Raw genomic sequence first — 12,218 nt, forward strand, 5'->3', positions numbered from 1 at the left:
ACGACACGCAGTATCGACCCCACAGGGGGGAAAAACAGGCCGCTATAAATAACAGATGGAGGTTGGGTTGGCAATGATTCCTGACACTGGCCTGACAAAGTGTGAGGAACGGTATAATTCCATCAAATAATACAGAACAGCTGGCAAAATTAGCTCGCTGTCGTCACGTTCTTAAATGCCAGCCGCTGCCCCAATATCATGCCATCAGGCGTTATATGGGTACCGTAACACAGAATTTCAACCCCATTCTGCTGTGCGCGTTGTAATAATTCGGCGTAATGTCGGTCAATATGTTGCGCGACACAAACCTCATGGATACCCGAATGCAAAACAGCAAAGCACAAGATAGCGCGATGGCCTTGTGCGGCAACCTGTTGCAGTTCACGCAGGTGTTTTTGCCCCCTGAGCGTCACGGCATCGGGAAAATAACCACACTCATGTTGCAATAATGTGACGGATTTAACTTCAATATAGCAGTCAACCCGGTCGCTGGCCTGTAACAGAAGATCTATCCTGCTGTTTTCCGAGCCGTATCGCACTTCGGTACGAATATTACTGTATCCCAGACATTCTCGAATCCTGTGCGCCTGCAACGCTTCTGTTACCAGTGGGTTCGCGCGTAGCGTATTAACCGCTATCCAGTGCCCCTGCGCGGTATGGGTCAGTTCCCAGGTATGCGGGTATTTGCGCCGGGGATTATCAGAGGTGGAATACCAGATGGTGTCGCCCGGCGCACCACACCCGGTCATCGCTCCGGTATTCGGGCAATGCAATGTCAGTGTTTCACCGTGGGGCGTGACCACATCGGCCAGGAACCGTTTATAGCGTTTTATGAGCGTGGCGGGTTGCAGGGGCGGTGAAAATTGCATGAATAATGTCTCTCAGGCGGTCAGTAACGGCCAGCAGGCTATCGGGTGATACCGGGTGCGACCGGCACCGGTGTGTGATTCATAAAGCAGGAATTGCTCGGCCTGCACCGTCCAGCGAAATGTAGCGGCAGGCAGCGCCAATGGGCTATCCACGCCACGCAGCAACGTGATATGCGGATGAAACGGCTGTGGGCTCTGGTAGCAACCGTTACGCGCAGCCTGTGAACGCAGCATGTTGGCCAATTGCAATAACCCCCGTGGGGCCTGGCGACAACCCAGCCACACCACACCGGGACGGGGCCAGTGACCGGCATCATTAAGTGTGAGGGTAAATGCGGGCTGGCGGATACGACCGGCGAGTGTTTGTAGCACTTGCGCTTTCTGGTCGCTCACCTCACCCAAAAATGCCAGTGTCAGGTGCAGGTTAGCCCCCAATACCGGACGCCCGATATGCGCTGGAAAATAGGCTGCGCGCCATTGCACTATCTGCTCGCTAATCGATTCAGGCAGAGGTAGGGCAAAAAACAGGCGGCGGGTGGCAGGCATGATGGCTCTCTTATTATGCAGGTGGGCGCTACGGTTGCATCGCCCCTGATGCTACAATGCCCGCCAGATAAAGTTAAGGCACAATCAGGCCTGCGTGCAGCCCACCAGCCGAGTCATTCCTCTGGCTCTGCGCTGGCGGGGGATGTCTTTGCGCTATTTTATGGTTATCCGATTGATGTATTGATTGCCAGAGTGTCGTGGTGTGCCGTGCCACTCTGGCCTGAGTGATGGAGTGTTGTGTGAGTTTACCGCCCGTCAGTGTTGTACTCGATGAGGTGATTCGTTCACTGGTTGCTGCGCCACAGGTGCTGTTACATGCGCCAACCGGTGCCGGGAAATCCACCTGGTTGCCGTTGCAACTGTTGCAACGGGGCGCATGGCCCGGTCGTATTATTATGCTGGAACCGCGTCGGCTGGCGGCGAAAACGGTGGCCTTTCGGCTGGCCGAATGGCTGGGTGAAACGCCGGGGCAGACGGTGGGCTACCGCATGCGTTCGGAAAGCCGGGTGAGTGCTCATACCCGGCTTGAAGTGGTCACTGAAGGGATATTGACCCGTATGTTGCAGCATGACCCGGAACTGACGGGTGTGTCGCTGGTGATTCTCGATGAATTTCATGAGCGTAGTTTGCAGGCTGACCTGGCGCTCGCGCTCTTGCTGGATGTACAGCAGGGGCTGCGTGAGGATTTGAAACTGCTGATTATGTCCGCCACGCTGGATGACACACGATTGTCTTCTTTATTGCCGCAAGCGATAAGCGTGTCGTCGCAGGGGCGCAGTTGGCCGGTTGAGCGTCACTACCTGCCGGTTGGCGCACAAGAGCGGCTAGAGGAGGCACTGGCGCGGCTGGTGGGGCGCGTGCTGCAACAAGAGCACGGCTCGCTGCTGGTGTTCTTGCCGGGTGTAGCGGAAATCAAGCGGGTGCAGGCGTTGCTGGAAGGAAATGTGCCAACTGAGGTGGCGGTTTGCCCGCTGTATGGCGCACTGACGCTCAGTGCACAACAGCAGGCGATAGTTGCGCCCGCGCCGGGCCTGCGCAAAGTGGTGCTGGCGACCAATATTGCCGAAACCAGCCTGACCATTGAAGGCATTCGGGTGGTGATTGATGCCGGGCTTGAGCGGGTGGCGCTGTTTGATGTCAAAACCGGCCTGACGCGCCTGACGACGCAACGCATCAGCCAGGCGTCGATGACGCAGCGTGCCGGACGCGCCGGGCGGCTGGAGCCGGGCGTGTGCTGGCACCTGTTTTCCCGCGAGCAGGCCGAGCGAGCGGCGGCGCAGAGCGAGCCTGAAATTCTGCACAGTGACCTGTCCGGGCTGTGGCTCGATTTGCTGCAATGGGGCTGCCGTGATGCCACGCAACTCAACTGGCTTGATGCACCGCCGAAACCGGCCAGGCTGGCGGCGTGTCGCTTACTGAATACTCTGGGCATCAGCGATGCCCAACAACAACTGACACCGGAAGGCCGGAAAATGGCCGCACTCGGCTGCGAGCCTCGGATTGCCGCCATATTACACGCAGCCGGGCACGACGCATCGGCGGTAGCGACGGCGGCGCTGCTGGCGGCCATCATCGAAGAGCCGCCGCGTCATGGCCCGGTCAATCTGCTGCTGGCATTACATCGCCCGACGGCGCAGTGGCAACAGCGCGCACAGCAACTGGTGCGCCGTCTGGGGCAACGTGCCGGGAATGTGGACGAGCGCGTTGCAGCAAAACTGCTGGTGGCTGGCTTTGGCGACAGGCTGGCTCGCCAGCGCGCGCAGGATGGACGCTATCAACTGGCGAACGGCAGCGGTGCCAGCCTGCCGCCGGAAGAGGCATTAACTGCTGCGCCATGGCTGTTGGCTCCGGTATTAATGCAAAGCCCAAATAGCGCCGATGCCCGTATTTTGCTGGCCTTGCCGCTGGAGATAGACGAACTGGTCAGGCAGTGCCCGCACCTGGTGACGCAACAGAATCTGATGCACTGGGACGAAGAAAAAGGTACCCTGCGCGCCAGTCAGCGTACGCAGATAGGCTGCCTGACGCTGACCTCCCGCCCGCTGGCCAAACCGTCTGATGAGGTCTTATTGCAGGCGATGCTCAATTGGCTGCGTGAGCAGGGGCTATCGGTACTGAACTGGGATGAACCTGCGGTGCAGCTACGCCAGCGTTTGCTGTGCGCCCGGCAGTGGCTGCCGGAAGTGGACTGGCCTTCGGTGGATGATGACGCGCTGTTAGCGTCGCTGGAACAGTGGCTGCTGCCTTCGCTGAGCGGCGTGCGCGATCGCCGCTCGCTGCATCAAATCAACCTGAGTGAGGCACTGGCGCGTCTGCTGGACTGGCCGTTACGCCAGCGTCTGGACAGCGCATTGCCCAGCCATTACACCGCACCGGGGGGCAGCCGCTTGCCGATTCGTTATGCCGAGGATAGCGCGCCGGTACTGGCGGTGCGCTTGCAGGAAATGTTTGGCGAGCAAGCCAGCCCGATGCTGGCCGAAGGGCGGGTGGCGCTGGTGCTGGAGTTGCTGTCACCCGCAATGCGGCCATTGCAAATCACGCGCGATCTGTCGGCGTTCTGGCAAGGCGCGTATCGCGAGGTGCAAAAAGAGATGAAAGGGCGCTATCCCAAGCATGTCTGGCCGGATGACCCGGCCTGCGCCCAGCCGACCCGACGTACCCGGAAATATCAAAACACCTGAAGGGATAAAGCCGGTGAGCGGTGAACGCCGCCACCCCTCCGGTGTGCGTCATATCAGCACTCGGTTTTTCAGACGTTTCCCTCTTCTTTGTCATGCGGGGGAAACACACAGTAGATGGCCAGGCAGGGGTGCCGACGGCTGTCAGTAACCTGATGGAGATGTCATTGTAATGTCTCGGGATGACCGCGAACCTATTGGGCGTAAACGCAACGCGTTGCGCCCTGCTCCCCCTCGCAGGCCGGCGGCACGCCGTCGCAGGGAGGAAGATGACTACGACGATTATGAAGAGTATGAACATGACGATGACACACCGGATGAGGATAAAGCCATGAGCAAACGGCCGCGCAAAAAGCGGCGCTGGCTGGGGCTGTTTATTCGCCTGTTTTTGATTTTTGCCGTGGTGATGTCAATTTACGGCGTTTACCTGGATGGCGAAATTCGCAGCCGCATTGACGGAAAGGTGTGGCAACTGCCAGCGGCTGTTTATGGCCGCATGGTCAACCTTGAACCCGGTATGCCCTATAGCAAAAAAGAGATGGCGAGCTTGCTTGAGGGGATGCAGTACCGCGAAGTGAGCCGCATTACCCGGCCGGGCGAGTTTACGCTGCAAGCCAACAGTATTGAGATCCTGCGGCGGCCGTTTGATTTTCCCGATGGCAAAGAAGGGCAGATCCACGCCAAACTGATCTTCAGTAATGACCGGCTATCGCAGATCCAGAACATGGATAACCAGCGTAATTTTGGCTTTTTCCGGCTCGATCCGAAGCTGATTACCATGTTGCAGTCCCCTAATGGGGAGCAGCGGCTGTTTGTTCAGCGCTCGGGCTTTCCCGATCTGCTGGTACAAACCCTGGTGGCGACCGAAGATCGTCATTTTTATGAGCATGATGGTATTAGCTTTTATTCCATTGGGCGTGCCCTGATTGCCAACCTGACGGCAGGCCGTGCGGTGCAGGGCGGCAGCACCCTGACCCAGCAATTGGTGAAAAATCTGTTTTTGACCAATGAGCGATCGCTGTGGCGTAAAGCGAATGAAGCCTATATGGCGCTGATCATGGATTACCGCTACAGCAAAGATCGCATTCTGGAGCTGTACCTTAACGAGGTGTACCTCGGGCAGAGCGGTAACGATCAGATCCGGGGCTTCCCGCTGGCCAGCCTGTACTATTTTGGTCGTCCGGTGAATGAACTGAGTCTGGATCAACAGGCGATGCTGGTCGGCATGGTGAAAGGCGCGTCGCTCTATAACCCGTGGCGTAACCCACAGGTCACGCTGGAGCGGCGTAATCTGGTGCTGAAACTGCTGCAAAACCAGCAGGTGATTGACGACGATCTCTATAACATGCTGAGTGCCCGTCCGCTTGGCGTGCAGCCGAAAGGCGGCGTGATAAGCCCGCAACCGGCGTTTATGCAGATGGTGCGTCAGGAACTGCAACAGCGTCTGGGTGAGAAAGCCAGCGATTTGTCTGGCGTGAAGATCTTCACCACCCTGGACCCGGTTTCGCAGGATGCGGCAGAAAAAGCGGTGGAAGAGGGGATTCCCGCGCTGCGGACGGCGCGTGGGGTGAACGATTTGGAATCGGCAATGGTTATCGTTGATCGCTTCAGTGGCGAAGTGCGGGCGATGGTCGGCGGCTCTGATTCTCAGTTTGCCGGGTTTAACCGCGCGATGCAGGCGCGGCGCTCGGTGGGCTCGCTGGCAAAACCGCCCACATACCTGACGGCGCTCAGTATGCCGGATCGCTATCGCCTTAATACCCTGCTGGCCGATGAGCCGATTGCGCTCAAACAAGCTAACGGCAGCGTGTGGGAGCCGAAAAACTACGATCGCGAGTTTCGTGGTCGGGTGATGCTGGTGGATGCACTGGCAAATTCACTTAACGTGCCGACGGTGAATTTAGGGCTGGCGGTTGGGCTGGATCAGGTCAGCGATACCTTACAAAAGCTCGGGATCCCCGCAAACCAGATTCAGCCGGTTCCCTCGATGCTGCTCGGTGCCATTAGCCTGACGCCGATGGAGGTCGCACAGGAATATCAGACCATTGCCAGCGGCGGCAACCGGGCGTCGCTGTCTGCGCTGCGTTCGGTGATTGCCGAAGATGGCAAAGCGCTGTTTCAGAGCTTTCCGCAGGCACAACGCGCCGTTCCCGCTCAGGCGGCCTACCTGACGTTATATGGTATGCAGCAGGTGGTTGAACGTGGTACGTCGCGCTCGCTGATGGCGAAATTCGGCAAATACCATCTGGCGGGAAAAACCGGTACCACCAATGATTTGCGTGACAGCTGGTTTGCTGGTGTGGACGGTAAAGAGGTGGTGATTACCTGGGTCGGGCGTGATAACAACGGCCCGGCGAAGCTGACCGGCGCTAACGGCGCACTGACGCTGTATCGCCGCTATCTGGAAAACCAGACGCCGCTGGCGCTGATGTTAACGCCGCCAGAGGGCATCACCACCATGACGGTGGATGGCAGCGGCAATGTTATCTGTAACGGCAGCGCGGGCCGTGCCTTGCCGGTATGGGCTGATAATCCGCAAGCCTTGTGTCAGGCCAGCCAGCCTGCGCCAGCACCGACGCCGATGTCCGACGGGCAGTGGCAGGAAACGCCGGAAACGATGCAGGAAACGCCGCAGGATAATCATCAGGAGACGCCGCAAGACAGCGACAGCGTACCGGACTGGATCAGGAAGATGTTTGGCAAATAACGCCGGTTTTCCGTATTTTCCTGTGTTGTGCCAGATAAACGCCCGGGCGATTCGCCGGGCGTTTTTTTATTGCTGATGTGCGAATTAGAGTTGGGCAAAACAGCGGCGGGCCGCTTCAATGGTGGCATCAATGTCTTGTGTACTGTGCGCAAGTGACATAAACCCGGCTTCAAAAGCAGACGGTGCGAGGTAGACGCCTTCTGCCAGCATCAGATGGAAGAAGCGTTTAAAGCGTTCCACATCGCATTTCAGCACGTCCTGATAGCAGGTCACGCTGGCGGAATCGGTAAAGAAAATACCGAACATGCCGCCGACATGGTTCACCACCAGCGCAATGTGCTGCTCGCGCGCAGCGGCCAGCAACCCTTCGGCAAGCCGGGTGGTCAGCGCCGTCAACTGCTGATGCACACCCGGTTTGGCCACTTCGCTCAGGCAGGCAAACCCGGCGGCCATGGCAACCGGGTTGCCGGAGAGCGTACCGGCCTGATAGACCGGCCCTGTCGGTGCCAGCGCTTGCATCACATCCCGGCGGCCGCCAAATGCGCCAACCGGCATGCCGCCGCCGATGATTTTACCCAGACAGGTGAGATCCGGCTGCACGCCATAATGCCCCTGCGCGCCGTTTAACGCGACGCGAAAACCGGTCATCACTTCATCGATGATCAGCAGCGCACCGAACTCATCGCACAGCGCACGTAACCCCGGCAGAAACGCCGGTAGTGGCGGAATGCAATTCATGTTACCGGCCACCGGTTCGACGATGATGGCGGCGACCTCTTTCGGGTACTGCTCAAAGGCGGCGCGCACGGAATCCAGATCGTTGTAGACGCAGGTGAGCGTGTGACGGGCGAAATCCGCCGGAACGCCCGGTGAGTTGGGCTGGCCAAGCGTCAGCGCGCCGGAACCGGCTTTGACCAGCAGGCAGTCGGCATGGCCGTGGTAACAGCCTTCGAATTTGATGATTTTATCGCGCCCGGTAAACCCGCGCGCCAGACGGATGGCGCTCATGGTGGCTTCAGTACCGGAGTTCACCATGCGTACCATGTCCATGCCAGGCATCAGCGATGTCACCAATTGCGCCATTTTCACTTCCATTTCGGTTGGTGCACCGAAGCTCAGGCCGCGTTCGGCGGCGGCCACTACCGCATCACGAATCGCCGGATGATTATGCCCGAGGATCATCGGCCCCCACGAGCCAACATAGTCGATATAGGCGTTGCCGTCTGCATCGTAGAGTCTGGCCCCTTCGGCCCGTTCGATGAACAGCGGCACGCCGCCGACACCGTTAAACGCACGCACCGGCGAGTTCACGCCGCCGGGGATAACCTGCCGGGCTTCGGCATACAGACGTTCTGATTTGTTCATTGCAGCTTCCTGATTCGATGGGCATAGCGAAAGGCGTTCATTCTAATCATCTGGCAACGGTTGTGAAATCGCTGTGCAGACATTATGCCTGTTGCGGTGGATGATAACGGTGCTCGCTGGTGTCGGGTCATCCAGTTTCCGCTGGCATTGGGATCAAATCTTGAACGTTGTCGGGTGCTGTTGGATAATAAACCGATAACCAGGGCGCTAAACCGCGCCTGATAATTGGGAGTAAGAAGATGAGCGATGACGTAGCACTGCCTCTGCAATTTACCGAAGCGGCGGCGAATAAGGTGAAACTCCTGATTGCCGATGAAGAAAATCCTGAACTGAAACTGCGGGTTTATATCACCGGCGGCGGTTGCAGCGGTTTTCAGTACGGCTTCACTTTTGACGACAAGGTGAATGACGGGGATATGACCATCGAGAAACAAGGTGTGTCTCTGGTGGTTGACCCCATGAGCCTGCAATATCTGATTGGTGGCTCGGTGGATTATACCGAAGGGCTGGAAGGCTCCCGCTTCGTGGTGAGTAACCCGAATGCGAAAACCACCTGCGGCTGTGGCTCTTCATTCAGTATCTGACTCGCCACCCCGTTGACGTGGAGAAAACCCGTGCCTTGGCTGCACGGGTTTTTTATTGGATGAATTTTGTCTTTGGTCGCTTTATGGCGAAGAGGGCGATAATGCCGCTAACTGCGAGCACAGGTCGGCGGCGGCCAGCATCAGCCTTGGGCCGGTGCGGCTAAACCAATCCTGATTAACAGCGACCAGACGGGCGTTCAATTGCGGTTGCCAGAAGGTGCGGACCTGAGCGGCCATCTCCGGCGTGCCGCTGACGATAATCGCCTGTGGCTGACGGCGGATGACCTGCTCACGGCTGACCTGCGGCCAGGCGACCGGGCTGTCTGCAAAAATATTGCGGCCACCACACAGGCTGACCAGTTGGCTTTGCAGCGTTGCGCCAGACGAGGTAAACAGTGGCTGGCTGCCAAATTGCAGGAACACCCTTAGCGGTTCAGCGGCTGTACCGTTTTGCCTGTTTTGATAACGCTGTGCCAGCATTTGCTGCTGTTCACGAAAGCGCTGTGCGGCTTGTCTGGCCTGCTCAGGGTGGGCGCTGTATTGTGCCAGTTCTTCAAGTTCGCGGGGAATATCGTCAAGCGTAACCGGGTCAAGATAGCGGATGGTGATGCCCTGGGCGGCCAACTGCTCCAGCGGCCGCCGCGCGTTACCTTCACGCCATGCCAGCACCAAATCAGGCTTGAGTGCCACAATGCGTTCCAGATTAATCCCTTGCCAGTTTGCGATCTGTTCAATATTCGCTGCTGCGGCAGGATAATCCGACCAGGCGCTGACGCCGACTAACTGCTCCCCCAGCCCGGCGGCGAACGCCATTTCTGTCGCATGAGGGGCCAGGCTTACCACCCGCTGTGCAATGAATTGTGCGTGTGCGGCGCTCTGGCATAACACCAGCACCGCAAACAAGAGCGCAGAGATAATACCGGGTTGTTGCCGGGACGGCTTTTGCCACATGATGTACGCTTATCAGCCAGCGGTGTGCGGTTGTGCCAGCGCTTGCAGCATCGTTTCCACCATACGAGAGGATTGTTGTGCCGCCGTTGCCAGAAACTCATCGAAGCTCAAATGAGATGCTTGATCCGCCACGTCGGAAATGGCGCGTACCACCACAAACGGCACGCCAAACTGGTGGCAAACATGGCCGATAGCAGTGGCTTCCATCTCAACGGCGATAGCCTGTGGGAAGGTCTGGCGGATGCGTGCCAGCGGCTCTTTACCGTTGATAAAGGCATCCCCGCTTACCACCAGCCCGCGTACCGCATTAAGCTGTAAATGCGCAATGGCGTTTTGCGCCAGCGTGATGAGTTTTTCATCTGCGCTAAAGGCCGCCGGGCAGCCGGCCATCTGGCCGGGTTCGTAGCCGAAAGCGGTGACATCGGCATCGTGATAGCGCACTTCATCAGAGACAACGATATCGCCAACACGCAGTGACGCGGCAAGGCCTCCGGCAGAGCCGGTATTGATAACCACGTCCGGCTGGCAGTGTTCAAGCAGCAGAGTTGTACCAAGCGCAGCAGACACTTTGCCGATACCGGATTTCAGCAGCGCGACCTCAACGCCATGCAACTGGCCGCTGTAGATTTCACACCCTGCGCGTTGAAGCGTCTGGCGGTGCTGGATTTGCTCTCTTAACAGCGTTACCTCTTGCTCCATTGCGCCAATAATGCCAACTTTCATAGAATTCCCCACCGAATAGATGAACAGTAACAAACATCCAGTCTAGCATGGCTTGGGGTGAGCGGCGATTGTGCCTGCGATGGCGACATGCTATCACTGAGGCTTCCCGCCTTAATCGGGGCATAACAGGGAGAGCAGTATGCCTGATATCGATTTCGCGAAAAAAATCCGTTTTCAACGGCCGTTTAGTAAGCCGAAAGAAAAAACCGAGGCCAGTGCCATTGAGCGGGAGTTTGAAAGCGACCGCGGGCGCATTATCAATTCAGCGGCCATTCGCCGCTTACAGCAAAAAACGCAGGTGTTCCCGCTAGAGCGCAATGCAGCAGTGCGCTCACGTCTGACACACTCGATGGAGGTGCAACAGGTCGGGCGCTATATCGCTAAAGAGGTTTTAGGGCAACTGCGCAAAAGCGGCAGGCTTGAGGCGCTAGGGTTAAGCGGCCTGGAGTCACCGTTTGAGAGCCTGATAGAGATGGCGTGCCTGATGCATGACATCGGCAACCCGCCGTTCGGGCATTTTGGCGAAGCAGCGATTAACAAGTGGTTTCGTCAGCGACTGGTTCCTGAAAATGCATTGTTATCGGGGCGAAAGGACGGCTGCCAGGTGGACTGCCTGCGGTGCGATGATGCGCAAGACCCGTTAAATGCACTGCGCAGCCAGATTCGCCACGACTTAAGCCATTTTGAAGGTAACGCACAGGCCATTCGGCTGGTGCATTCGTTGCTGAAACTGAACCTGACTTACGCGCAGGTTGCCTGCATCCTGAAATACACCCGTCCGGCCTATTGGGCACAGCCTGTACCGGAACAGTACAGCTACCTGATGAAAAAGCCGGGTTTCTATCTTTCAGAGGAAGTGTTTGTAAACCAGCTGCGCCGCGAACTGGGAATGGGGGAGTTTCATCGCCACCCGCTGACGTACATTATGGAGGCGGCGGATGATATCTCGTACTGCATTGCCGATCTGGAAGATGCGGTAGAGAAGAAAATCGTGACCTATCCGCAATTGTATGAGCGGCTGGAGCAGGCCTGGGGCGCTCGCTCGGAAAAAGATGTCTTTAGCCGCACCATTGAACGGGCCTATGCCGAGCGCCAGCACATGCAAGGGCGCAGTGACAGCGACCAGTTTTTTATGAAACTGCGGGTGAACGTGGTCAACACATTGGTGGGGTATGTCACCCGGCGTTTTATTGAACATCTGCCCGCCCTGTATGACGGCAGTTTCAATCATTCGCTGTTAGAAGAGAACAAAGATGACTACGGGCGATTATTAAAGATTTTTAAAGATGTCGCCAGAAAGTTCGTTTTTAACCACCATGAGGTGGAGCAACTGGAGTTGCAGGGTGACCGCATTATCAGCGGATTACTGGATATTTACAGCCCGTTGTTGCACATGCCGTATGCCGATTTCTGCCAACTGGTTGCCGATGACACCCACCCGCGCTACCCGATTGAAACGCGCTTATACCACAAACTTTCCAGCAAGCATTGCCACGCTTATCGTGAGGCAACTCGCACCTTGTCTGCGTTGTCCGGGGCTGAACAGGCTATCTGGGAATACTATTATCGCGCCCGCCTGATACTCGATTACATCAGTGGAATGACCGATTTGTATGCCTATGATGAGTACCGTCGGTTGATGGCAGTCAACTGATTTACCGGGTAAGTATGGGCCTGTGTTTTGTAAACAGGCTCAATATTTCCTTACTCTTCACCGTATTGCGCGAAGTCGGTGCTGTTGAGCATAGTGAGTCAATACGGGCTGATGGCCGCACGCGGTGGTCAGCACCGGCCG

Annotated in this window: 10 protein-coding genes; 5 read left to right on the forward strand and 5 right to left on the reverse strand. The window is 57.3% G+C overall.

Annotation, left to right across the window (positions count from 1 at the left end):
• Nucleotides 1–149: 149 nt before the first annotated feature.
• Nucleotides 150–869 carry a DNA/RNA nuclease SfsA gene (gene sfsA, locus DAQ1742_RS04625; protein WP_035343675.1) on the reverse strand — a complete coding sequence of 240 codons (720 nt, stop codon included), beginning with the start codon at nt 867–869 and terminating at the stop codon, nt 150–152.
• 12 nt (nt 870–881) lie between these two features.
• Nucleotides 882–1,415 (reverse strand): RNA 2',3'-cyclic phosphodiesterase, encoded by a 534-nt coding sequence (thpR, locus tag DAQ1742_RS04630; RefSeq protein WP_035343673.1) that lies wholly within the window; start codon nt 1,413–1,415, stop codon nt 882–884.
• 15 nt (nt 1,416–1,430) lie between these two features.
• Between thpR and DAQ1742_RS04635 the strand changes: the two genes are divergently transcribed.
• From DAQ1742_RS04635 to mrcB, 3 genes are all read left to right on the forward strand, one after another.
• Nucleotides 1,431–1,643 (forward strand): hypothetical protein, encoded by a 213-nt coding sequence (locus tag DAQ1742_RS04635; RefSeq protein ID WP_035343671.1) that lies wholly within the window; start codon nt 1,431–1,433, stop codon nt 1,641–1,643.
• An 11-nt stretch (nt 1,644–1,654) separates the two neighbouring features.
• Complete coding sequence (gene hrpB, locus DAQ1742_RS04640) at nt 1,655–4,096, forward strand: ATP-dependent helicase HrpB (protein WP_035343669.1); 2,442 nt, start codon at nt 1,655–1,657, stop codon at nt 4,094–4,096.
• A gap of 169 nt (nt 4,097–4,265) precedes the next feature.
• Nucleotides 4,266–6,800, forward strand: coding sequence for a bifunctional glycosyl transferase/transpeptidase (mrcB, locus tag DAQ1742_RS04645; protein ID WP_035343667.1), 2,535 nt, complete (start codon nt 4,266–4,268; stop codon nt 6,798–6,800).
• An 84-nt stretch (nt 6,801–6,884) separates the two neighbouring features.
• Here mrcB and hemL read toward each other — a convergent pair whose 3' ends face one another.
• Complete coding sequence (gene hemL / locus DAQ1742_RS04650; protein ID WP_035343665.1) at nt 6,885–8,165, reverse strand: glutamate-1-semialdehyde 2,1-aminomutase; 1,281 nt, start codon at nt 8,163–8,165, stop codon at nt 6,885–6,887.
• Nucleotides 8,166–8,404: 239 nt separating this feature from the next.
• Here hemL and erpA point away from each other — a divergent pair, with 239 nt between their 5' ends.
• Nucleotides 8,405–8,749, forward strand: a complete 345-nt coding sequence (gene erpA / locus DAQ1742_RS04655; RefSeq protein ID WP_035343663.1) for an iron-sulfur cluster insertion protein ErpA — start codon at nt 8,405–8,407, stop codon at nt 8,747–8,749.
• An 81-nt stretch (nt 8,750–8,830) separates the two neighbouring features.
• Here the strand turns inward: erpA and btuF are convergent, their stop codons facing one another.
• Complete coding sequence (btuF, locus tag DAQ1742_RS04660) at nt 8,831–9,700, reverse strand: vitamin B12 ABC transporter substrate-binding protein BtuF (RefSeq protein ID WP_083961091.1); 870 nt, start codon at nt 9,698–9,700, stop codon at nt 8,831–8,833.
• A 12-nt stretch (nt 9,701–9,712) separates the two neighbouring features.
• Complete coding sequence (gene mtnN, locus DAQ1742_RS04665; protein WP_035343660.1) at nt 9,713–10,423, reverse strand: 5'-methylthioadenosine/S-adenosylhomocysteine nucleosidase; 711 nt, start codon at nt 10,421–10,423, stop codon at nt 9,713–9,715.
• 139 nt (nt 10,424–10,562) lie between these two features.
• Between mtnN and dgt the strand changes: the two genes are divergently transcribed.
• Nucleotides 10,563–12,077 carry a dGTPase gene (gene dgt / locus DAQ1742_RS04670; RefSeq protein WP_035343658.1) on the forward strand — a complete coding sequence of 505 codons (1,515 nt, stop codon included), beginning with the start codon at nt 10,563–10,565 and terminating at the stop codon, nt 12,075–12,077.
• Nucleotides 12,078–12,218 lie beyond the last annotated feature (141 nt).

The organism is Dickeya aquatica (genome assembly GCF_900095885.1).
Lineage (GTDB): Bacteria > Pseudomonadota > Gammaproteobacteria > Enterobacterales > Enterobacteriaceae > Dickeya > Dickeya aquatica.